Origin of the sequence: Mucilaginibacter sp. UR6-11 (assembly GCF_020880695.1) — a bacterium.
GTDB lineage: Bacteria > Bacteroidota > Bacteroidia > Sphingobacteriales > Sphingobacteriaceae > Mucilaginibacter.
Genome location: NZ_JAJIWO010000003.1, coordinates 372,251 through 395,696 on the forward strand (window position 1 = coordinate 372,251; position 23,446 = coordinate 395,696).

Consider the following 23,446-nt stretch of genomic DNA (forward strand, 5'->3'; position numbering starts at 1 on the left):
ATTTAATTAATCAAATACAAAATCGAACTTCCAATATCCTAACTATTCATTATCTCCTCAATATGCTCAGCCTCTAAAGGGATATCAGCCATTAAATCGATATTGCCGCCTTTAGTAATCAGGATATTGTTTTCCAACCTTATCCCCAGGCCTTCGGCAGGGATGTAGATCCCGGGCTCGCAGGTTAACAGGTTACCAACTTCAAACGGTTTATAACGGCTGGCATAATCATGCACATCCAAACCCAGGTGATGCGAGGTACCATGCATAAAGTATTTTTTATAGGCCGGCATTTTAGGGTCCTGTTTTTCAACGTCGTGTTTGGTCAGTAAACCCAGGCCAATCAGTTCGCTGGTCATTACCTTACCCACCTCGTCATGATACTCGTTCCATACGGCCCCTGCTACTATCATTTTGGTCGCAGCTTTCATTACCCGCAATACGGCATCATACACTTCGCGCTGGCGTTTGGTAAAGCGGCCGTTAACAGGGATGGAGCGGCTCATGTCGGCATTGTAGTTAGCGTATTCGGCGCCAAAATCAAATAATATCACATCGCCATCCTTACAAACCTGGTTATTATCTATATAGTGTAACACTATTGCGTTTTTGCCCGATGCGATAATCGGGTTATACGCATGGCCTGTTGCACGCTGACGGATAAATTCGTGGATAATCTCCGCCTCTATCTCATATTCGGTTACGCCCGGTTTGGTAAATTTCAATACACGCTCAAAAGCATCCTTGGTAATAGCGCAGGCTTTCTTGGTCAGTTCGATCTCTGTTTCTGATTTCACCGGCCGGAGATCGCGCAATATAGGTGCCGACCGCTCATAATGGTGCAGCGGGTATTTTACGCGCAATTCGTCCAGCATCCGCAGGTCGCGGTACGGAACAGAGAAACTAAAGCGGTCATTTTCGTTAGTATTGATATAAATATTCTCGGCATAGTTGATAATACTATGCAATATGTTGTCAAATTCGCTCAGCCAATAAATGCTTTCAATGCCTGACGCCTGCCTGGCTTCCTCTTTGGTATACTTGTGTCCTTCCCAAACGGCAATGTGTTCATTAGTTTGTCTTAAAAATAGTACTTCTTTGTATACAGAATTAGGACAGTCAGGAAACAGCAAGAGGATGCTTTGCTCCTGATCTATCCCCGAAAGGTAAAAGAAATCGGGATTTTGCTTAAATATAAAGGCCTGATCACCGCTTCTGGGGAACTCATCATTGGCATGAAATACAGCTAACGACCCCGGTTTAATGCGTGAAACGAAATTTTTTCTATTATTTGTAAATAAATTATTTTGGATAGGTAAATATTTCATGCTATTAATATTATTTGTACTAGTTATAGAACATTTTTCATTTCTTTGTGTTGGTATTATAATTTTTGGAACAGTATTTGGTAATCGTTTCAAACATAATTACTATTTTTGGTAAAAATCACAATTAAAACATTGTTTAATCTTAAAACTATGAACTATTCTACATTAAAAAAAACAGTCGCTCTTTCATTTGTTTCTTTGATGGTTATAGGTGCCGCAAACGCCCAGACCACTGAAACAACGTCATCGACTACAACTACTGCCAAGGTATTTGGTGGTAGCGGACAGTACAATACCTGGAGTATTGGCTTAAACGTTGGTGCAACATCACCTACGCTCGCAACAGGCGGCGGTTCTGATTTCCCTGGTAACGTTGTTAACTTAGGTTATGGCTTATCTGTTAAAAAACAATTAGCACATTCATTTGCGCTGCAATTAGACTTACATGGTGGTAAAGTACAAGGTACTGCCGGTAACAGAGGTTTCGTTACTGATCAGAGAACTGGTAACAACTACATCAAATATTCAACTCCGTTCTGGCAAGGAACAATCAGTGGTGTTGTAAACGTAGCTACTATTGATTATCTGCGTCGCAAAAACGCTATTAACTTCTTAGTTAGTGCAGGTGCAGGTTTAGTAAACTTTAACCCTACTATCTACGGTGCTAACACTCCTGGTTTCCCAACAATTACATCAGAAACTTACAACACTGCAAGTGCTACTAACACTAATCCACACACTGTGACTAACTTAGTTATCCCGGTTGGTGTTGGTGTTAAATTCAGATTATCTGACGCTGTTGGCTTAAACTTAGGTTACACTGAGAACTTCATCGACGGTGACGTATTTGATGGTGTTAACGCAGGTTACCATAACAATGACCATTACTCTTACGGTTATGCTGGTTTAGAATTTACTTTAGGTTCAAAATCAAAAGCTAACTTAGAGTGGGTTAACCCAGTTGCTATGATGTACGACGAATTGTATGACGAAGCATTGCGTAAAGAAGTTGAGGCATTAAAAGGCCGTGTAACTAACGTTGAAAATGCAGTTAACGATTTGAAAAAAGATTCTGACGGTGACGGTGTTGCTGATCAATTTGACAAATGCCCTAACACTCCAGCTGGTACAGTAGTTGACGGTTCAGGTTGCGCTATCGTATTCCCTAAAGCAGTTGATACTACAATGAATCGTTCAGTTACTGGTGCTGCTTATAGCAACATCCAATTTGAATTTGACAGTTCAGTATTAAGAACTTCATCTTACCCAGTGTTAGATGCTACTTCTGCTGACCTACGTGCATCAGGTTCAAGAGTTGAATTAGACGGTTTTGCTTCATCTGAAGGTACTGCTGCTCACAACTTAGCTTTATCTAAAGACCGTGCTAACTCAGTAAAAACTTACTTAGTTAACTCTGGTGTTGACGCTAAAAAAATCAAAGTAAAAGCATATGGCGAAACAATGCCAATCGCTGATAACTCAACTGAAGAAGGACGTGTATTAAACCGTCGTGTTCAATTCAAAAAATAATTTGAATTCAGTTAAATAATATAAAGGCTCTCCAATTTTGGGGAGCCTTTTTTGTTTACCTATATTTGCTAAATAATCCGGAAGCTAATTTTTAATAAATTTGCCTTATGTACTTTTTCCGTAAAAAAGACCCCAACCGCCCAACCAGCTTTAACCTGCGGGTAATGCATATTATAAATGCTATTGCTATAAGTGTTTTCTTGTTGGGCATTATCTGGAAACTGATATCCTGGTTTATATTAAAACACAAGTAACAAGATCAATGCTGACATTGGCGGCATAATAAATCAATCTATATAAAATGAAAAAAGTAATTAGTACCACTGATGCACCCGCACCGATAGGCCCTTATAACCAGGCTATACAGGCAGGTAATACCATTTTTGTATCCGGCCAGATACCGTTACATCCTTTTACCGGTGAGTTAGTTACTGATAATATTACCGCCGCCACTCATTTGGTGATGGAAAACATAGGCGCTATTTTAAACCAGGCAAAAGCGGATTTTAGCCACATTGTAAAAAGCACCATCTTCTTAACTAACCTGGCTGACTTTACTGAGGTTAACGAAGTTTATGGTTCATACTTTGAGGATAACTTCCCGGCGCGTGAGACCGTTCAGGTATCTGCGCTGCCTAAAGGCGTAAGTGTTGAAATTTCTGTAATAGCAGTTAAAGCCTGATAGAAAGCCTTGGACGGTCAGCCATTTAACACCCCGGTTGAATATTTAAAAGGAGTTGGTACCGTCCGTGCCGATGCTCTTAAAAAAGAACTGTCCATAAAAACATTCGAGGATCTGCTGCTGCATTTTCCGTTCAGGCATATTGACCGTACCCGCTTTTATAAAATCAGGGAAATACAACCTGACCTGCCTTATGTGCAGGTTATTGCCCGTGTAATCCATAAAGAACTGCTGGGCGAAAAACATACCCGGCGCATGGTTGCGCAGGTGCAGGACGACACCGGCGTAATGGAGCTGGTATGGTTCCAGGGTATTAAATGGGTCGAGAAAAATCTTATCCCAGGCAAGGCTTATATCCTTTTTGGCAAACCCGGGTTATTTAATGGCAAAGCGCAAATGTCGCACCCGGAGTTTGACCTGTACGGCACAGAAGCTGCGCAACGCAAGGGCAACATGGCGCTGCAGCCGGTATACAGCTCGACCGAGAAACTAAAACAATTTACCTTAGACAGTAAAGGCCTGCAAAAACTCATCGCCGGCTTACTTGAACGGCATGTCCGCGACATTCATGAAAACCTTCCGCTATATATCATCAACAAATTTAATTTGTTGGGCCGGGCGGATGCGTACCGTAACATTCATTTTCCGGATGACGCTGCAACACTGGCAGAAGCAAAACACCGGCTAAAATTTGAAGAGCTTTTCTTTTTACAGCTAAAGTTGTTAAAGAATAAACTATTGCGGGTACAAAAATTTAAAGGCAACATATTTGATAAAGTAGGGCCATATTTTAATGAGTTTTATCACAACAGGTTACCGTTTGAGCTAACCAATTCGCAAAAAAAAGTTTTAAAGGAGATCCGCCAGGATACCCAGCGCGGCGTACAGATGAACCGCTTATTACAAGGCGATGTTGGCAGCGGCAAAACTGTTGTGGCGTTAATGAGTATGCTGATAGCCATTGACAACGGTTTTCAGACCTGTATTATGGCGCCTACCGAGATATTGGCTAATCAGCATTATCAGACCATAAAAAGTTTGGTTGGCGATAATTTTGTTGAAGTGGCGCTGTTAACCGGATCAACCAAGCCAAAGGACCGGAAAATACTGCACGAAAAACTGGAAAACGGCGAACTAAAAATACTGATAGGCACCCATGCGCTTATTGAAGATAAAGTACAATACAAAAACCTGGGTTTGGTTGTGATTGACGAACAGCACCGCTTTGGTGTGGAACAGCGCGCTAAACTTTGGCGAAAGAACGCTGTGCCACCGCATATACTGGTAATGACGGCAACTCCTATCCCGCGCACGCTGGCTATGACTTTATACGGAGACCTGGATATTTCTATAATTGACGAACTGCCCGCAGGCAGAAAGCCCATAAAAACCATTCACTTTTACGAAAACAGCCGGCTGCGCATGTTTGGCTTTATGAAAGAAGAAATTGCCAGGGGCCGCCAAATTTATATTGTTTATCCGCTGATTCAGGAAAGCGAAAAGCTGGACCTAAAAAACCTTATGGATGGCTTTGAGGCCATATCGCGCGAGTTTCCGTTACCGCAATACAGGTTAAGTGTGGTTTACGGTAAAATTAAAGCCGCCGATAAGGAATTTGAAATGCAACGCTTTGTAAAAGGCGAAACACAGATTATGGTAGCGACTACCGTAATTGAGGTTGGCGTAAATGTGCCAAACGCCTCGGTAATGATCATAGAGAATGCAGAACGATTCGGGCTATCTCAGTTACACCAGTTAAGAGGCCGCGTGGGCCGCGGTGCAGAGCAATCCTATTGTATCCTTATGAGTAAAGAAAAACTAAGCCCCGAGGGCCGCATACGCCTGAATACGATGGTTAAAACCAACAATGGTTTTGAAATTGCCGAAACCGACCTGCGATTACGGGGGCCCGGCAATATTGAAGGTACGCAACAAAGCGGATTACTCGACCTAAAAGTAGCCGATTTAACCACCGACCAGGATTTGTTAATGCAGGCCCGAAAATGTGTTGAAGATATTTTTGCGGCAGACCCCCAACTGACATTACCCGAAAATCAGCTGTTGAATTTGGCTTTCCAGGCTAAAAATGCGGGGTTAAGCTGGGATAAGATATCGTAAACGCGGTTAGGTCATCCCCGGGTATTTATTTCAAATAATCTATAATCTTAAATTCTGAATTGTAATTTTGTGTGATGGCAGATGCTGATAGTCAATCCTTACCCGAAAAAGATCCTTTCATAGCTTTACGTTATAAAGATTTCCGCTCCTACCTGGGCATGAAGTTCTTCTTCACCTTTGCTTACCAAATGCAGGCCGTTATTTTAGGCTTTTATGTTTACCAGTTAACCAAAAGCGCTTTTGCGCTGGGGCTGATAGGCTTAAGCGAAGCAATACCATCCATCGGTATTGCCTTGTACGGTGGCTACATCTCTGATAAATCCGAGAAAAAGAAGATGCTGCTCTTTGTGTTTTTCGCCGTGCTGCTTTCATCTGTCGTAATGTTTACGATCACCCTAAAAAGCATGGAAACCTACATTCATGCCGGGTGGATCCTTCCTGTTTTATATGTAATGGTATTTTGTAATGGTGTGGCCCGGGCTTTTTATAATCCCGCCGCTTTTACCATCATGGCCCATAGTGTGCCTAAAGAAATTTATCCCAACTCCAGCAGCTGGAACAGTTCGAGCTGGCAGATCGCTTCTATTCTGGGTCCGTTGGTAGGTGGTTTGACCTACGGTTTTTACGGGATCACAGCAACCTTCAGCATTATCATCATATTCCTGGCTGTGGCGTTGGTATGTGTGTTTTTCCTGAAAAGATACCCCCCGGTTTATGTGCCTAAGGAAAGTATCTGGGACAGCCTGTCGGAGGGTATTCACTTTGTGTTCCACAACAAAATGATGATTGGCGCGATGAGTCTTGATTTGTTCTCGGTATTTTTTGGGGGCGCTGTGGCCCTGTTACCTGTATTTGCCAACGAGATATTACACGTAGGCCCACAGGGCCTGGGGATAATGCGTGCAACATCTTCATTAGGCGCGGTACTGGTTATGCTGGCCATGGCCCGTATATCACCTATGGGTAAACCCTGGCGTAACCTGTTAATAGCTGTAACCGGTTTTGGCTTATCTATTATCTGTTTTGCTTTATCGCGTAATTTCTATTTGTCGTTACTGTTTTTATTTACCGAGGGTGGATTTGACAGCATCAGTGTATTAATACGCGGCACCATTATGCAGATACTAACCCCTGACAGTATGCGCGGCCGGGTATCTGCTGTAAATCAAATGTTTATAGGCTCGTCAAATGAGATAGGTGCCTTTGAGTCGGGCACGGCAGCAAAGTTATTAGGGACAGTGCCGTCTGTACTTTTTGGCGGCAGCATGACTTTATTGATTGTAAGCATTACCTATTTCAAAACTAAAAAGCTGATCCCGTTGTCGCTCGATGAAATATCTGCGCCGGAGGTGAAGGAACAAATTGCGATTTAATCGCGCATAATAAGGCGGTCATTACTCCGGCCGCCTTACGCTATGCCAAAACCAGTAAACAAGCGGGCCAATAATTGGTACAATAACAACGATAATAAACCACAAAAATTTATTGTCCCGGTTTACGTTAGCATTGCGGAAGATACTGATCAAGGCAAATATCACCAGCAGTGCCCAAGCTATCAAAAATATTAATCCAAAAGTACCGCTAATGGCTGATGTGAGCATATTGATTATCTTTTATCAGTTTACTTCAATAGCATCTTTTTCACCAATTTGCTGGCGCCACATGGCATAATACAGTCCTTTTTGATCTAATAGTTCTGTGTGCCTGCCAGATTCAATAATCCTGCCTTTTTCTAACACATATACCCTATCCGCATGCATTATGGTTGATAAACGGTGCGCTATCAAAATAGTGATGTGATTGTTAAGTCCTGATACATCTTTAATCGTTTCGGTTATCTCTTCTTCTGTTAACGAGTCTAATGACGATGTAGCCTCATCAAACACCAGCAGATCCGGCCTGCGTAATAAGGCACGGGCTATTGATAATCGTTGCTTCTCGCCCCCGGAAACTTTCACGCCGCCCTCGCCTATTACGGTGTCCAAACCATTGCTGGCCCGGGCCATTAGTGTTTGGCAGGCTGCACGTTGCAATACTTCCAAACATTCTTCGTCTGTAGCGCCCGGGCGTACAAATAATAAATTTTCGCGGATAGTGCCCGAGAATAATTGTGTATCCTGGGTAACAAACCCTATTTTTTCGCGCAGCTGATCCAAATCAATTTCTTTGCTGGCCACGTTGTTATATGATATTTCACCCTCCAATGGCTGATACAAGCCAACCAGTAATTTAACCAACGTGGTTTTACCTGAGCCCGAAGGACCGACAAAGGCTATGGTTTCGCCGGTATTGGTTTCAAAGCTGATATGATTAAGCGCGTTTCGGTTTGCGGTTAAATGTTTAAAGGATACATTATCAAAGGTCAGCTTGATAATTTTTTCAACCAGTACGGGTTTTTCAGGCTTGACGTCAACAGGTGTGTTTAGGATCTTTTCGAAATTCCCCAGGGAAACTTCGGCTTCGCGCCACGACACTATCACATTACCAAGCTCTTGCAAAGGATTAAACAAAAAGAAAGAATAAAATAGCAAACTGATGTATTGCCCCGGCGTTATGGTTTGCCCGAATATCAGCAGCAACAACACAACTACCATAGTGCTCCGCACAAAATTAACCGTAGTACCCTGCACGAAACTCATGCTGCGTACATATTTTACTTTTTTAAGCTCAAGGCCTAATATTTTGTAAGTAGTATTGTTTAAGCGGCTAATTTCCTGGTTAACTAATCCTAAGCTCTTAACCAACTCGATATTTCTTAGCGATTCGGTTGTTGAACCCGCTAGGGCTGTAGTTTCAGACAGAATACTGCGCTGAATCTTTTTGATTCGGCGACTAAGCGACACGCTTACGAAAGTAATGATCGGTATAGCGGCGACATATACCAGTGTCACCTTGTAGCTCACAAACAGAGAGTAAACAATAACAAACGTCATACCTGTTATACTAACAAATAACACCCCGATAAACGACGTGATAAATGCTTCACAATCTAATCGTACCTTTTGTAATATGCCCAGGGTTTCGCCACTGCGCTGATCTTCAAACACCTGGTAAGGTAATTCCAATGAACGTTTTAAGCCATCGGCATACATTTCTGCACCGGTTTTTTGGGTAATGATATTGGTAAAATAATCCTGGAAATTTTTTGCTATGCGCGACACCATTGCAACACCGATAGCCAGACCTACCAGTTTGAGCGCGCGGAAAAGATAAACATGATAATCCAGCTTATTGTGCTGATTAATCACTTCGTCAAATATACGACCAGATATATACGGATCTAATAAAGAGAACCCAATGTTAAAAGCAGCAAACAATAACGCGCAGATTACTACCCAGCGATGTTTTTTAAGATATGATAAGAGTATTTTCATGATTTGCCACAAAAATAAAAAAAGGGAATGGCTAAGTAGCTCACTCCCTTTAATTTGACAATCAGGTTAAATTAAACCGTCATGATATCTTTTTCTTTAGCTTCGGATAGTTGGTCAACCTTAATGATATAGGCATCGGTAAGTTTCTGTATCTCAGCTTCGCCGGCTTTCATTTCGTCTTCTGAAACACCTTCGGCTTTTAGTTTGCGAATCTTCTCGTTAGCATCCTTACGTACGTTACGGATAGCGATTTTACCATTTTCAGCCTCGCCTTTTGCTTTCTTAACCAGGTCGCGGCGGCGTTCTTCAGTCAATGGCGGTACGTTAATGCGGATGATCACGCCGTCATTTTGCGGATTAACACCCAGATTAGCTTCCATTATGGCTTTTTCGATGGGGCCCAGCAATGATTTTTCCCAGGGTTGTATAACAATGGTGCGTGCATCCGGGGTGTTAACACTGCCAACCTGGCTTAGCGGCGTTGCGGTACCATAGTAATCAACATATACGTCATCCAGCATAGAAGGGCTTGCCTTACCTGCGCGTATTTTATTCAATTCGCCGTCTGCATGGTCAATAGCACGGTCCATTGCAGCTTTAGCGTCGGTTACTTGTTTTTTAATGAGTTCGCTCATTGTGTTATGTTTTTTGACAAAAATAGTAAAATCTATGATTTTTGGTTTAATAAAAAAACCGTTGGTGCCATTGGTAATAAACTTTGTTGTTATAAATAAAAAATTACTTTAATTTTAACACATGATACAAATGCAGGAGATATTAGAAATGAGTGTGGCAGAGCGCATTTTGATGATTGAAAAAATCTGGGATAGTATAGATCATAATACAATTTCAACACCTGATTCACACCAACAAGAATTAGACAAGCGCTTAGACCGCTATGCAAAAGGCGAGACTTCTTTTGTCAGCTGGGAGGATATAAAAGGCGAGCTTAACGCCGCGAAATAATAATGTATCAACTGTTAATATCTGACGAGACGAGACTTGATATATTAGATGCTTTTGCATGGTATGAAAACCGCAGAGCCGGCTTAGGCAAAGATTTTGAGCTTTGCTTAGAAGCCGGGTTCAATCTAATCAGCCGTGATCCATCCCTATTTCAAAAGCGATATAAAGATTTACGCATTTATTTTATCGATAGGTTCCCCTACGGCATTCATTATTTAGTTGATGAAAACACAATAAAAGTATTTGGAGTATTTCACACCAGCAGGAGCCCGACTCATTGGAAAATCAGATCAAGCCCTAAACTTTAATTTGCAGATAATTATCTTACCAGCGTACCAATCTGTTCGCCTTCGGCAATTTTCATGAAGTTACCCGGTTTATTCATGTCAAATACGATGATAGGCAGGCTGTTTTCCTGGCAAAGGGTTATAGCGGTCATGTCCATAACATTTAAACCTTTGTCATATACCTCCTGGAAAGTGATTTCATCATAACGGGTAGCCGATGGGTCTTTCTCCGGGTCGGCCGTGTAAATACCATCAACGCGGGTACCTTTAAGCACAACATCAGCTTTGATTTCGATAGCACGAAGTGATGCCGCGGTATCCGTAGTAAAATACGGGTTACCGGTACCAGCCCCAAATATTACAATTTTGCCTACCTCCAGGTGGTGCATTGCACGGCGGCGGATATAAGGTTCGCAGATCTGCTCCATTTTTATGGCCGATTGCAAACGCGTTTCAACACCAACACTTTCTAAAGCATTTTGCAATGCCATACAGTTTATTACAGTTGCAAGCATACCCATGTAATCAGCCTGTGCACGTTCCATGCCCGATTTTTCGGCGCTTAAGCCCCTAAAAATATTACCGCCACCTACAACAATTGCTATTTCGATTCCTTTATCGTAAACACTTTTAATGTCCTGCGCATATTGCAATACCTGCTTATTATCAATGCCGTATTGCTTATCGCCCATTAAAGATTCACCGCTGAGTTTGAGTAATATTCTCTTGTATTTCATGAATTGGGATTTATCAAAAATATGGAATTAAAGCTACTGTTAAAATTTTATGTTGTTTTTGTTATGCCTTTAAATACGACGCCGTAAATCCCGAACGCTTCATTAAAAATAACCAGGTCGGCATCAAAGCCTTTTTCAATCTTGCCCTTAGCTGTTGCTCCCGTTAACTGAGCCGGGTAAAGGCTTGCCATGTTTATAGCTTCGGCCAGTTCAATACCGGCATGCTGCACACAGTTTTGTACCGCTTTGAGCATTGTTAAAGATGAGCCTGACAGTGTACCGTCAGGCATTACATATCTGTCGCCTGTAAATTTATGCTGATAAGTGCCTTTATCGCTTTCGGTTACCGCATCAGTTATTAAAAACAACTTGTCACCCAATTCGCGTTTAGCTAAACGGACCATCACAAAATCAACGTGAATACCGTCGGCAACAATGCTGGTATAAGGCTTGTCTTCAAATATGGCGGGGATATACCCCGGATCACGGTGATGCATCTGCGGCATCGCATTATACAAATGCGTAACCGCTTTAACCGGTTTATTTAAAAATGCTTTTCCTTCAGCGTAAGTGGCGTTGCTATGTCCTGCTGACAATATAATACCTTGCTGGTGCAGATAATCTAAAACTTCAGTGTCCTGTAACTCTGGCGCCAGCGTTATCATCCTGATTAAACCATTAGCTTTTTCAACCCAGCTTTTTACCTGGGCCAGCGCAGCTTTTTTAATTAATGCAGGCGGGTGCGCGCCACAACGCTTGGAGTTTAAATAAGGCCCCTCAAGGTGCAAACCTAAAAAGTTACCCAGCCGGTTATTCCAATAAGCTACTGCCGCTTCAATGCCTTGTTCAACAATCTCGTCTGTATTGGTGGCAATGGTGGCAAAAAAACCGGTACATCCCTGGCTTAATAAAGTCTGTTCCATTTGGGCCAGTGCTTCTGCTGATGGATCACCGCCAAAAAACAAGGGTAAACCTGCGCCGTAAATCTGCAGGTCAATTAAACCCGGGGCAAGATAGTGCCCTTTTAAGTCGATTTTTTTAGCATCATTTGGGATCGCGTCAGCCGCTATAACAGCAATGATCTTTTCGCCCTGCAATAAAACAGCTTTACCGGTGGTAACAACACCATCAGATATCAACTGAAGATTATAAAGCGCGGTCATCAATTATCGGCCCCAAATTTTTGACAAAAAAAATCCCCGCTTTTCAGCGGGGATTAAAATATTTAAGCTCCTAAAGCTACCCGTTTAAAGGCAGTCACCGTAAGGCCCTTATCAACGGTATCTAAAAACTGAGATACATTTTTTGATGAGTCCTTAACAAACTCCTGGTTTAACAGGGTTGAGTCTTTGTAGAATTTATTTAATTTACCTGCAGCAATTTTTTCAACCATTTCTTCCGGTTTACCTTCTGCACGTATTACGTCTTTAGCAATTTCCAATTCACGCTCAATAATTGATGAATCAACGCCGTCTTTATCAATAGCAACAGGGTTCATTGCAGCAATTTGCATCGCAACGTCTTTTCCTGCTTCGTCAGCGCCGGCAACAGCTTTGCTCAGGCCAACCAATACACCTAAACGGTAGTTACCATGGATGTAAGCAACAACTTTTTCGCCTTCAATAACTTCGTATTTAGATACACCAATTTTCTCGCCGATTTTACCGGTTTTGTCAATACAAGCCTCAGCTATAGTAACGCGTGCATTTTCAACATCAATTGGCAATTGATTTAATTCTTCAACTGATTTTGGGTTTTGCTCAACCGCCTCGTTAGCAATAGCGTTAGCAAAAGCAATAAACTCAGCATTTTTAGCCACGAAATCAGTTTCGCAGTTTAACTCGATGATCACACCGCGTTTAAAATCAGCCGATGTACGCGCGATGACAACACCTTCGTTCGACTCGCGGTCCTGACGGCTGGCTGCTACTTTAGCGCCCTTTTTTCTTAAAAAATCAATAGCTGCTTCAAAATCACCATTAGTTTCAGTTAAAGCTTTTTTGCAATCCATCATACCGGCACCAGTTTGCTGGCGCAGCTTGTTTACATCGGATGCAGATATTTGTACTGTAGACATCTTATTTGTATGTTTTAAATGTTGAAAGTTGCAAGTTATGAGTTGCAGGAGTAAAAACTTACAACCTATAACTCACAACTTACAACTTTTAAAATTATTATTCTTCTGTAGTATCGGCTGCGGCAGGAGCTTCGTCTTCTACAGCTGCAGTAGCTTCAACCGGAGCTTTACGGCTTCGTTTGCCTTCGGCAGCAGGCGCCCTGTCAGCAACTTCAGGTGCGTCAGCTTTCGCTTTAGCCTGTGCTGCTTCTTTTTCAGCTTCGTCGTCTTTCTCGCGTTTGCGTTCTTCCAAACCTTCTTCTATCGCTTTGATAATGATACCGGTGATCAATGAAATTGATTTGGTAGCGTCATCATTAGCCGGGATAGGGAAATCGATGTTTGAAGGATCAGAGTTAGTATCAACCATTGCAAAGGTTGGGATATTTAACTTTAACGCCTCAGATACTGCGATGTGTTCTTTTTTAACGTCAATTAAAAACAATGCAGCCGGTAAGCGATTTAAATCAGCAATACCACCCAATAAAGTTTCTAATTTGATACGCTCACGCTGTATCATCAATCTTTCTTTTTTAGAAAGGTTGGTGTAAGTACCGTCTTTAGTCAATTTATCGATGTTTGACATCTTTTTGATCGACTTGCGTACGGTAGCAAAATTGGTTAACATACCACCTAACCAACGCTCGGTTATAAAAGGCATGTTTACATTTTTTGCATATTCAGCAACAATATCTTTCGCTTGTTTCTTTGTAGCTACGAATAATACTTTACGTCCTGATTTTACAATTTGTTTTATAGCTGCAGCAGCTTCTTCAACCTTTGATAAGGTTTTATTTAAATCGATAATGTGTATACCGTTGCGCTCCATGAAAATGTACTGTGACATTTTAGGATCCCATTTGCGGGTAAGGTGACCAAAGTGTACACCAGCATCCAGTAACTCGTCGTATGTTGTTCTTGCCATTTTGTTGTTCTCCTTAAATTATCGTTTACTGAATTGGAATTTCTTACGTGCTTTCTTGCGGCCTGGTTTTTTACGCTCAACCATACGGTTATCACGTGTCATTAAACCTTTAGCGCGCAATGAAGGCTTCTTATCAGCATCGAGTTCAACAATAGCTTTCGCGATAGCTAAACGAACGGCTTCTGCCTGTCCTTTTACACCACCACCTGCAACATTTACTTTAACATCAAATAAACCGGCTGAACCGGAAACCTCAGTTGACTGAGTAACGATGTATTGCAATGGCAATGTAGGGAAGTATTCTTTGTAGTCTTTACCGTTTACGGTAATTGCACCGCTACCATCTGTAAGGTAGATACGTGCAACGGCTGTTTTTCTTCTGCCTGAAGTGTTAGTTGTTGGCATTTCTTTTTTCCTTAGTTTTTAATAGTTAAATGGCTTTCGGGTTTTGTGCTTCATGAGGATGCTCAGCGCCTGCATATACATGCAAATTGCCAAACAATGCTTTGCCCAAACGACTTTTAGGTAACATACCACGCACCGCTTTTTCAATTACGCGTGTTGGATGTTTTGCCATTAACTCCTTAGGAGAAATGAAACGCTGACCGCCTGGATATCCGGTATAAGAAACATATTGTTTCTCACTGAATTTATTTCCGGTCAACTTAACCTTGTCTGCGTTGATAACTATTACATTATCACCACAGTCTACGTTTGGGGTAAAATCTGGCTTGTTTTTTCCACGAATGATCATTGCGATCTTAGTAGACAAGCGCCCCAAAATCTCGCCTTCGGCGTCAACAACAACCCACTGTTTGTTAACTGTTTTTTTGTTGGCTGAGACAGTTTTGTAACTTAACGTATTCACTTGCTTTTAATTAAATTAAATAAATCTTTATTATACCCCGCTTTTTCGGGACTGCAAAGATACGCTTATTTGTTTTATTTGCAAGCAGATTTATAGGTTATTGTAATTATTATTTAGGCTGATGCTTGCCTAAGCATCGCATAAACAGGAGTATAAAATATCTTATACAGGTTAGTAACATTTTCCCTCCTGCAAAATCAAAGTAGTAATTCACTACTTTTAGTAGATTTACAGCTCATTAACTGATTCATTATTTAAACGCTATTAAATGTTAAAATCATTTTCTATCCCGGCCTTATTGTGCCTGTTCATGATACAGGCCAACGCCCAAAACCTGTACATGCCGCGCGATATTCATAAAGCCTTTAACAAAGGCACCCGCGATGTTAGCGGCAAGCCCGGTAAAAACTATTGGCAAAACACCGGCAACTATAACATATCCATCAGCCTGGCGCCGCCAAGCCGTTTGGTTAAAGGCGTTGAGCAGATAACCTATTTTAATAACAGTCCCGATACTTTAAAGAGGCTTAACATGAAACTGATCCTCAATATTCATCGCCCCGGTGTGGCCCGTTATAGCAGCGTAAACGATGATTATCTGACTTCAGGCATCCAGGTTGACAATTTTTTGGTTAACGGCGCCAGGCACAACTGGAACAATACTACCGCAGCCGGCACCAACCAGGCCATAGCACTGGCAACGCCTTTAATGCCGCATGATTCGGTAAAACTGAATATCGACTGGCATTTTGACCTGTCAAAAGAAAGCGGCCGCGAGGGGATGATAGATTCAACCACTTTTTATCTTGCTTATTTTTATCCGCGCGTGTCCGTGTATGACGACTATAACGGCTGGGATACTTTAGCATTTTTAGATGCGCAAGAGTTTTATAATGATTTTAATAATTATACGCTTAACGTCACCGTGCCTAAAAACTATATTGTATGGAGCACCGGCACCCTGCAAAACCCCAACCAGGTTTTACAACCCGAAGCTGCCAAACGCCTGCAACAATCAATGACCAGCGACAGCACCATACATATTGCTACCCCTGCCGACCTGGCGGCGAAAAATATTACCGCGCAAAATGCTACCAATACCTGGACATGGACCGCGACAGACATATCAGACATGGCTGTAGGCGTAAGCGATCATTATAATTGGGATGGTGCAAGCGTTTTGGTTGACGATGCCACCCACCGCATAGCCAGTGTACAGGCCGCTTATCCGGATAAATCTCAGGATTTTCATCATTCAGTACAGTTCAGCCGTAATGCATTGGGCTGGTTCTCGCACAACTGGCCGGGTGTGCCTTACCCGTTCCCTAAAATGACAGTTTTCCAGGGATTTGCTGACATGGAATATCCGATGATGGTTAATGACAGCCACGAAGAAGACCTGGGCTTTGCGCAGTTAGTGCAGGACCACGAGATAGCGCATACCTATTTTCCGTTTTACATGGGCATTAACGAAACCCGGTACGGATTTATGGACGAAGGCTGGGCAACCACCTTTGAACTGTTAATAGGCACTGCCGAAAACGGCAAGAAAAAAGCTGACGATTTTTATAAAAAATTCCGTGTTGAAGGTTATATCAATAACCCCTCAACCATGGAGGACCTGCCGGTAATTACCCCAACCAGCGAATTGCGCCGGGGATACGGTAACAATGCTTACGGCAAGCCATCATTAAGCTATCTGGCACTAAAAGATATGCTGGGCGATGCTTTATTTAAAAAAGCGCTGCATACTTATATGAATAACTGGCACGGCAAGCACCCTATCCCCTGGGATTATTTTAACTCGATGAATGCGGGTTCAGGCAAAAACTTAAACTGGTTTTTTAACAACTGGTTCTTCACCAACGGTTACATAGACCTGGGATTAGATAATGCAAAAGCGGTTGCCGGTGGTTATAAACTATCCATTAATAATATAGGCGGGTTTGCAGTTCCGTTTGACGTGATTGTTACTTATACTGATGGTACCACCAAAAGCACGCACGCAACTGCCGCTGTTTGGGAAAAAGACAGCAAACACATCACCATAACTATTAATGCCAATAAAACAGCCAAATCCATTGCATTAGATGGCGGTATTTTTATGGATGCTGATGTAAGTAATAATCAATTGACGGTTAAGTAACCATTAACCAATGATCTTTAAAGCCTTTCCCAGCCAGGAAAGGCTTTTTTGTCACATATCACCCCTAACAATGTCTTTTTTGCACTCCATCCGGTTAGTTATCAGCTGCTAAATTTGTTTACAGATTAATTGTCGAACAATGAAAACCGATCACGCAAAAAATATTGACGACTATATCGCCGCCTACCCGGCCGATGTGCAGGAGCAATTACAAACCATCCGCGCCGCTATACAACAAGCAGCGCCAAACGCCCGGGAAGCTATTAAATACGGCATACCAACGTTCACGCTTAACGGCAACCTGGTACATTTTGGTGGCTATAAAAATCATATCGGGTTTTACCCGGCGCCAATGGGCATTGAAGCATTTAAAGAAGAAACCGCAAAATATGAGGCCGGTAAAGGCACGCTGCAGTTCCCGCTTGATCAGCCATTGCCATTGGATCTGATAACCCGTATTGTAAAATTTAGGGTTGATAAGAATTTGGCGAAGGGAAAAAAAGGGTAACAGCTATTACCTGGTCTTTGATCCTTTCTTCAAAGCATTCCCAACCAATTGTTTCCAATCACTTATTTACCAACATCCCTTTGACATCTCCAATCATAACCCGAATTTCGCTATCCCAATAAAGGATAGGATATGACGAGCCACCATAAAAAATTAGCTGCCGAATTTTCGATAGCCGAAAAACAGGTTACCGCAACTATAAGTTTGTTAGACGAAGGCGCTACGGTTCCCTTTATTTCCCGTTACCGTAAAGAGGTAACCGGTAGCCTGGACGAGGTGCAGGTAGCCGGCATCCGCGACAGGATACAACAACTGCGTGAGCTTGACAAACGCCGCGAAGCCATACTAAATTCTTTAACCGAAATGGGTAAGCTAACGCCCGGGTTGCAGGCACAGATCAACGCTGCCGAAACGATGGTGCTGTTAGAAGATATTTACCTGCCCTACCGCCCCAAACGTAAAACCCGCGCCAGCATAGCCCGCGAAAAAGGCCTGCAACCGCTGGCCGACCTGCTCTTCGCCCAACACAAGTTTGATGTGGAAGCCGAAGCCGAAAAATATATCTCTGAAGAAAAAGGCGTGGCCGGCCTGGAAGAGGCCCTGGGCGGAGCCCGGGACATCATCGCCGAGCATATCAGCGAAGATGTGGAGGTACGCACCAAAATACGCGGATTGTTTTTGGAGAAAGGCTCATTTAAAAGCCGGGTAATTACCGGCAAGGAAACCGAAGGCATTAAATACAAGGATTACTTTGAGTGGGAAGAACCGGTAAAATCAGCCCCCTCACACCGCATACTGGCTATGCGCCGCGGCGAAAAAGAAGAGATTTTATATTTAGACGTTTTACCACCCGAGGATGAAGCTATTGATCAATTGGAAAAAGCTTTTATAACCGGCAATAACGCTGCTGCGGACCAGGTCAAAACTGCCATAGCCGATGGTTATAAGCGCCTGCTGCGCCCATCAATGGAAACAGAGGTACGCCTGCTTACCAAAAAGAAAGCTGATGAAGAAGCTATCCGGGTATTTGCCGAGAATGCACGCCAGCTGCTGTTGGCCGCACCACTTGGCCAGAAACGCACCATGGCGGTCGATCCGGGTTTCCGTACAGGTTGCAAGGTGGTTTGCCTGGATGAGCAGGGTAAGTTGCTGGAGTATACCGCAGTTTTTCCGCATACCGGCGCAGGGCAGGCAAAAGAAGCGGAGAAAACCGTAAAACATCTTTTTGAAAAATACAACATACAAGCTATAGCCATAGGTAACGGGACAGCCGGCCGCGAAACCGAGCTATTCATCCGCAACCTTAATTTACCGGGAGTGGAAATTGTGATGGTGAACGAAAGCGGTGCGTCCATCTATTCGGCTTCGGAGGTTGCGCGTGAGGAATTTCCGGATAAGGACGTAACCGTGCGTGGGGCAGTATCTATCGGCCGCCGTTTGATGGATCCGCTGGCTGAACTGGTAAAGATCGATCCAAAATCCATCGGCGTCGGGCAGTACCAGCATGACGTTGATCAGAATAAATTACAGGCATCGTTAGATGATACCGTTATCAGCGCGGTTAATGCCGTTGGCGTTGAGCTCAATACGGCATCAAAACAAATCCTTTCCTACGTATCCGGCCTTGGCCCGCAACTGGCGCAAAAAATTGTGGAGTACCGGGACGAGAATGGCGCGTTTAAACACCGCGATCAGCTAAAAAAGGTACCACGTTTGGGTGATAAAGCATTTGAACAGGCCGCCGGGTTCTTACGTATCCACAACGCCGAAAACCCGCTGGATGCAAGCGCGGTGCACCCTGAAAGATATCCACTGGTAGCACAAATGGCTAAAGACAAAGGCTGCACCATAAACGACCTGATCAGCGATGATAAGCTGCGTCAAAGCATCCCTTTACAAAAATATATTACAGAGACGGTGGGCTTGCCAACCCTGAATGATATCATGGCCGAACTGGCCAGGCCGGGGCGCGACCCGCGCGAAAAGTTTGAGGCATTTAGCTTTACTGAAGGCGTAAACAGCATTACCGACTTAAAAGCGGGCATGAAACTGCCCGGTATAGTAACCAATATCACCGCCTTTGGTGCATTTGTGGATATCGGTGTCCACCAGGATGGCCTGGTGCATTTAAGCCAGATCACTAACCGGTTTATTAAGGACCCTAACGAGGTATTGAAAGTTCAGCAGCAGGTTGAGGTTACTGTTACCGAGGTGGATGTGGCTCGCAAGCGGATCTCTCTATCCATGAAAACGGACGAGCCTAAAAAGGAAAACAGGCCGCAACATGGGGCTAAACCGGTTCAACAAAACAGGCCAGACCGTCATCAGCCTAAAAAGAAAGAACCGGAACCCGAAACTGATATGGCGGTTAAACTGGCCGCATTGAAGAATATGTTTAAGTAGACTGTCTTAAATGTCCTGTTTTCCGGGCGTTCCACTTTGCGCGAGCGGAACAAAGCGGAACACCCGGAACAGAGCGGAACACCCCGGAACAGAGCGGAACACCCCGGAACGAAGCGGAACACCATAGCCAATTTTACTGTGCCGTTTTTTTTGCAAACGATTGCTTTGTTAGTTGGTTTATTATATTTACACCATCAATCACTAACCTGATAATTATTGATCTATGAAAATTATAAACAACCACGCCGAGTTTGAAGCGCTTTTAGGCCAGGAAATCGGCGTATCCGGCTGGCATACCATAACCCAACTACAAATCAACCAGTTTGCCGAAGCCACCATAGATCATCAATGGATCCATACCGACCCGGAAAGAGCCAAAACCGAAAGTCCCTTTCATGCTACCATAGCGCATGGTTATTTAACGGTATCGCTGTTGCCCTATTTCTGGCACCAGATTGCCGATGTGCGCAACCTCAAAATGCTGATTAACTATGGCGTAGAAAACATACGCTTTGCACAACCTGTTGTGGTTGAAAGCAAAGTGCGCCTTATTGCTAAATTAGATGCTATTGCTAATTTAAGGGGCATTACCAAAGCTACCATAGGTGTTACGATGGAAATTGAAGGCGAGAAGAAACCTGCTTATACGGGTGCCGTCGTATTTCTATATCATTTTTTATCGTAGGCTGTCAGCCTGCGTTTGTCTGGTTATTCTAATTTAACAGGAAAAATCTGTAACGGTAATGCCATAATACAGGCAACCCGGCTGTCCACAATCCCGCGGTGTGTACTTTTGTTCCATAATCACTATGGATACAAATAAAATCAAACTAAGCGTACTGGACCAGTCGCCAATCAGAATGGGCGTCACTGCCGAACAGGCCGTACAGGAAACCATCGCGTTAGCAAAATATACAGATCAATTAGGCTTTACCCGCTTTTGGGTATCAGAACATCACAATACCGGCAGCCTTGCAGGCTCTACGCCCGAAGTGCTGATAGCCTACCTGGCATCGCAAACTACAAATATCAGGGTTGGGTCCGGCGGGATCATGATGCCTAATCACAGTACCCTGAAAGTTGCCGAAAATTTCAGGATGCTGGAAGCGCTGGCACCCGGCCGTGTTGATCTGGGCATGGGCCGCGCACCGGGGACCGACCGCATTACTGCTTCGATATTAAACCCGTCAAACCATTTTGCCGAACAGGACTTTGTAGAGCAGCTGGCTGACCTGCGCCACTATTTTCACGACACGGCCGATCCGGGCACTATCCGGCAAAAAATACGGGCCATACCGCAGGTACAAACCGTACCGGCAATGTGGTTGCTAAGTTCAAGCGGGCAAAGCGGTTTATTTGCGGCCCATTTTGGCATGGGCTTTTCTTTCGCGCACTTTATTAATCCGGTAGGCGGCCCGCAGGCGGTACAGGCATATAAGGACCGCTTTCAACCGTCGCAGGATTTACAGCAACCCGAAGCCAACATGGCCATATTTGTTTTTTGCTCGGAAGACGAAGAAAAGGTAATGCAGCACAAAGCGGTAATGGACCACCGGTTTATTCAGTTTGAAAAAGGGCTCGGCCTATCCCCTTTTGGTTATGCGGAAATAAAAGATACCGAATATACGCTCCAGGAGCAGGACCGCATGCGCTACAACCGTCAGCGCGTAGTTGCCGGTACACCGGCAATGGTAAAAGCCCGCTTAACCCAATTGGCAGAAAGCTATGGTGTTAATGAAATTATTGCCGTAACCATTGCCGAAGATTTTGACGACAGGCTAAAATCCTATAAGTTATTGGCAGACCTGTTTGAACTATAGTAAAAACCGACCGGGCTAGTCCCGGCGGTCTTTATTATAATTAATAGCAGGTATAGTTTTTTACTAAATCGGCCTGAAGGTTAATTTACTGACAATACCCGCGCCGGTATTGGCGATGTATAAATTACCTGCCAGGTCAAAAGTTAATCCAAGCGGCGAATTTACGGTGGCACTAACTGCCGACCCGGTAAGCACGCCGTTATTTGACATCCCTTTTATAAAGGTTGTCACCACCCCGAATTTATTGATCACACGCACTTCATATAAAGGTATCGAGCTGTTTTCATCAGTGACCCATATATTGCCAGCCAGGTCAATTGCTAACTGTCTTGGATTACTGAATTGAGCTGCAGTGCCCGTACCATCTGCAAAACCCGCGGCACCGCCGCCGGCCAGGGTGGTTACCACGCCATCGGCTGAGATGCGGCGTATATTCCGATATTTACGATCTGTGACATAGATAGTGCCCTCTTCATCAACCACTATGCCTTCTAACGAACCAAATTGGGCGTTGGCACCCTTTGCGTCGACATATCCGTCGGTACCATTTCCTGCAATAGTTGTAACCACGCCCGTGGCGGATATTTTTCGTACCCTATGGGCATCGTTAACGTATAAATTACCCAATATGTCATGAGCAATCCCGGTAATTGCGCTAAATTTTGCAGTTTTGCCGGGGCCGTCAGCATAACCTTCGGTGCCGTCGCCGGCAAATACAGTTGTTACTCTTTCCGGTGTTATTTTAGCGATATTAAAATTACCCTGGTTAGCTACATAAATATCACCGATAGGCAACATTGTAAAATCTGATATAGCTTTAAAATCCGTACCGGGATTCATCATCAATGTCGTAATGCCATTTGCCCCGATTTTATAAATGCTGGTACCATTATCACCATAACCAACACCCTGCCGGTCTAAACCAAAATGTTTAATACTGGTAATACCCAGTGTAAAAAAATTCTCAGAAGACGCATACATCACCGTAAAATTAACCTCTGATTGAAAGGTCGAGTTGCCGTTACCGATAACCAGTTTACCGGTATTTGCTTTTGCAGGTATTGTTGCCACAATTTCGGTCGACGTGACTGAGCTGATAGCTAACCGAAGATCATTTATAAATACGACAGTATTACCCGGGGATGTATCAAAATCTTTTCCTGATATTTTTATAACCGTATTGCCCAGGCCGCTTTTTGGCGTAAAATCATATAACACAGGCAGAGTGGAGTCATTCACGCCCGAATCGTCGCCAGCACCCCAATGTGGATCAATGGCTTTTTTTGCGCAGCCGCTGATAAGGCCGGCAAGTAATAAGGCCAGCATTACAGTGCCAAAACGCACTTTTTTTTTAACTTTTCTCAAAATGATACAGGTTTAGATAAATGCTTATAGTTGCAAAGAAAACTGAATTTCAATAAAAAAAACCGCCCGGGAGCTAACTTCCGGGCGGTTGTATTGTGATCAGGTTTAGATAGGTATTGATAATAAAAAAATATTTTTTACTGATTAATATACAACGGAAGTTAACGGCTAAGACTAATAAGACAGCAAAAATGCTGATCGGGAAAGGTATCTGTCAAGTATCTATGGGGTTTCACGCCCATTTCTTTGTATGCTATAAATCTAACTCTAATT

The 23,446-nt window shown here is 43.4% G+C and carries 23 protein-coding genes; 12 read left to right on the top strand and 11 right to left on the bottom strand.

Annotated features, from left to right (window positions below; genetic code table 11):
* Positions 1 to 38: 38 nt before the first annotated feature.
* A complete protein-coding gene (locus LJ658_RS10555; protein ID WP_230546468.1) occupies positions 39 to 1,328 on the bottom strand; it encodes an aminopeptidase P family protein in 1,290 nt (429 codons plus the stop codon).
* A gap of 150 nt (positions 1,329 to 1,478) precedes the next feature.
* Here LJ658_RS10555 and LJ658_RS10560 point away from each other — a divergent pair, with 150 nt between their 5' ends.
* The 5 genes from LJ658_RS10560 to LJ658_RS10580 all read left to right on the top strand — a co-directional run bounded on the left by LJ658_RS10560 (position 1,479) and on the right by LJ658_RS10580 (position 7,031).
* Complete coding sequence (locus tag LJ658_RS10560) at positions 1,479 to 2,858, top strand: OmpA family protein (RefSeq protein WP_230546469.1); 1,380 nt, start codon at positions 1,479 to 1,481, stop codon at positions 2,856 to 2,858.
* Positions 2,859 to 2,965: 107 nt separating this feature from the next.
* Entirely contained in the window at positions 2,966 to 3,112 is a 147-nt protein-coding gene (locus LJ658_RS10565; protein WP_230546470.1) for a DUF6728 family protein, read from the top strand.
* A 47-nt stretch (positions 3,113 to 3,159) separates the two neighbouring features.
* Positions 3,160 to 3,540 carry a RidA family protein gene (locus tag LJ658_RS10570; RefSeq protein ID WP_230546471.1) on the top strand — a complete coding sequence of 127 codons (381 nt, stop codon included), beginning with the start codon at positions 3,160 to 3,162 and terminating at the stop codon, positions 3,538 to 3,540.
* Between the two features lie 9 nt (positions 3,541 to 3,549).
* The gene (gene recG, locus LJ658_RS10575; RefSeq protein WP_230546472.1) at positions 3,550 to 5,658 is read left to right on the top strand and encodes an ATP-dependent DNA helicase RecG; all 2,109 of its coding nucleotides are present in this window, start codon (positions 3,550 to 3,552) and stop codon (positions 5,656 to 5,658) included.
* 74 nt (positions 5,659 to 5,732) lie between these two features.
* Entirely contained in the window at positions 5,733 to 7,031 is a 1,299-nt protein-coding gene (locus LJ658_RS10580; protein ID WP_230546473.1) for an MFS transporter, read from the top strand.
* Positions 7,032 to 7,052: 21 nt separating this feature from the next.
* Here the strand turns inward: LJ658_RS10580 and LJ658_RS20560 are convergent, their stop codons facing one another.
* The 3 genes from LJ658_RS20560 to frr form a co-directional block, all read right to left on the bottom strand.
* Positions 7,053 to 7,259 (bottom strand): PLDc N-terminal domain-containing protein, encoded by a 207-nt coding sequence (locus tag LJ658_RS20560; protein WP_370632959.1) that lies wholly within the window; start codon positions 7,257 to 7,259, stop codon positions 7,053 to 7,055.
* A 15-nt stretch (positions 7,260 to 7,274) separates the two neighbouring features.
* Positions 7,275 to 9,032 carry an ABC transporter ATP-binding protein gene (locus LJ658_RS10585; protein ID WP_230546474.1) on the bottom strand — a complete coding sequence of 586 codons (1,758 nt, stop codon included), beginning with the start codon at positions 9,030 to 9,032 and terminating at the stop codon, positions 7,275 to 7,277.
* Between the two features lie 71 nt (positions 9,033 to 9,103).
* Positions 9,104 to 9,667, bottom strand: coding sequence for a ribosome recycling factor (gene frr / locus LJ658_RS10590; RefSeq protein ID WP_230546475.1), 564 nt, complete (start codon positions 9,665 to 9,667; stop codon positions 9,104 to 9,106).
* A gap of 121 nt (positions 9,668 to 9,788) precedes the next feature.
* Between frr and LJ658_RS10595 the strand changes: the two genes are divergently transcribed.
* A complete protein-coding gene (locus LJ658_RS10595) occupies positions 9,789 to 9,998 on the top strand; it encodes an addiction module protein (RefSeq protein ID WP_230546476.1) in 210 nt (69 codons plus the stop codon).
* A gap of 2 nt (positions 9,999 to 10,000) precedes the next feature.
* A complete protein-coding gene (locus tag LJ658_RS10600) occupies positions 10,001 to 10,306 on the top strand; it encodes a type II toxin-antitoxin system RelE/ParE family toxin (protein WP_230546477.1) in 306 nt (101 codons plus the stop codon).
* 11 nt (positions 10,307 to 10,317) lie between these two features.
* Here the strand turns inward: LJ658_RS10600 and pyrH are convergent, their stop codons facing one another.
* The 6 genes from pyrH to rplM all read right to left on the bottom strand — a co-directional run bounded on the left by pyrH (position 10,318) and on the right by rplM (position 14,931).
* Positions 10,318 to 11,022 (bottom strand): UMP kinase, encoded by a 705-nt coding sequence (pyrH, locus tag LJ658_RS10605; RefSeq protein WP_230546478.1) that lies wholly within the window; start codon positions 11,020 to 11,022, stop codon positions 10,318 to 10,320.
* Positions 11,023 to 11,069: 47 nt separating this feature from the next.
* Positions 11,070 to 12,185 (bottom strand): N-acetylglucosamine-6-phosphate deacetylase, encoded by a 1,116-nt coding sequence (nagA, locus tag LJ658_RS10610; RefSeq protein ID WP_230546479.1) that lies wholly within the window; start codon positions 12,183 to 12,185, stop codon positions 11,070 to 11,072.
* Positions 12,186 to 12,247: 62 nt separating this feature from the next.
* Complete coding sequence (gene tsf / locus LJ658_RS10615; RefSeq protein WP_230546480.1) at positions 12,248 to 13,099, bottom strand: translation elongation factor Ts; 852 nt, start codon at positions 13,097 to 13,099, stop codon at positions 12,248 to 12,250.
* 97 nt (positions 13,100 to 13,196) lie between these two features.
* Positions 13,197 to 14,063: a 30S ribosomal protein S2 gene (gene rpsB, locus LJ658_RS10620; protein ID WP_230546481.1), complete on the bottom strand. Its 867-nt coding sequence runs from the start codon at positions 14,061 to 14,063 to the stop codon at positions 13,197 to 13,199.
* An 18-nt stretch (positions 14,064 to 14,081) separates the two neighbouring features.
* The gene (gene rpsI, locus LJ658_RS10625; RefSeq protein WP_230546482.1) at positions 14,082 to 14,468 is read right to left on the bottom strand and encodes a 30S ribosomal protein S9; all 387 of its coding nucleotides are present in this window, start codon (positions 14,466 to 14,468) and stop codon (positions 14,082 to 14,084) included.
* A 25-nt stretch (positions 14,469 to 14,493) separates the two neighbouring features.
* Positions 14,494 to 14,931 carry a 50S ribosomal protein L13 gene (gene rplM, locus LJ658_RS10630; RefSeq protein WP_230546483.1) on the bottom strand — a complete coding sequence of 146 codons (438 nt, stop codon included), beginning with the start codon at positions 14,929 to 14,931 and terminating at the stop codon, positions 14,494 to 14,496.
* A gap of 268 nt (positions 14,932 to 15,199) precedes the next feature.
* Between rplM and LJ658_RS10635 the strand changes: the two genes are divergently transcribed.
* The 5 genes from LJ658_RS10635 (at position 15,200) to LJ658_RS10655 (ending at position 21,808) form a co-directional block, all read left to right on the top strand.
* Positions 15,200 to 17,077, top strand: coding sequence for a M1 family metallopeptidase (locus tag LJ658_RS10635; RefSeq protein ID WP_230546484.1), 1,878 nt, complete (start codon positions 15,200 to 15,202; stop codon positions 17,075 to 17,077).
* A 139-nt stretch (positions 17,078 to 17,216) separates the two neighbouring features.
* A complete protein-coding gene (locus LJ658_RS10640; protein WP_230546485.1) occupies positions 17,217 to 17,585 on the top strand; it encodes an iron chaperone in 369 nt (122 codons plus the stop codon).
* Positions 17,586 to 17,717: 132 nt separating this feature from the next.
* A complete protein-coding gene (locus tag LJ658_RS10645; RefSeq protein WP_230546486.1) occupies positions 17,718 to 19,988 on the top strand; it encodes a Tex family protein in 2,271 nt (756 codons plus the stop codon).
* 223 nt (positions 19,989 to 20,211) lie between these two features.
* On the top strand, positions 20,212 to 20,673 hold the full coding sequence (locus tag LJ658_RS10650; RefSeq protein WP_230546487.1) for a MaoC family dehydratase: 462 nt from the start codon (positions 20,212 to 20,214) through the stop codon (positions 20,671 to 20,673).
* 124 nt (positions 20,674 to 20,797) lie between these two features.
* Positions 20,798 to 21,808 (top strand): LLM class flavin-dependent oxidoreductase, encoded by a 1,011-nt coding sequence (locus tag LJ658_RS10655; protein ID WP_230546488.1) that lies wholly within the window; start codon positions 20,798 to 20,800, stop codon positions 21,806 to 21,808.
* A gap of 63 nt (positions 21,809 to 21,871) precedes the next feature.
* On the opposite strand, the gene LJ658_RS10660 is transcribed toward LJ658_RS10655, so the two are convergent.
* Positions 21,872 to 23,173, bottom strand: a complete 1,302-nt coding sequence (locus LJ658_RS10660) for an IPT/TIG domain-containing protein (protein WP_230546489.1) — start codon at positions 23,171 to 23,173, stop codon at positions 21,872 to 21,874.
* Positions 23,174 to 23,446: the final 273 nt, after the last annotated feature.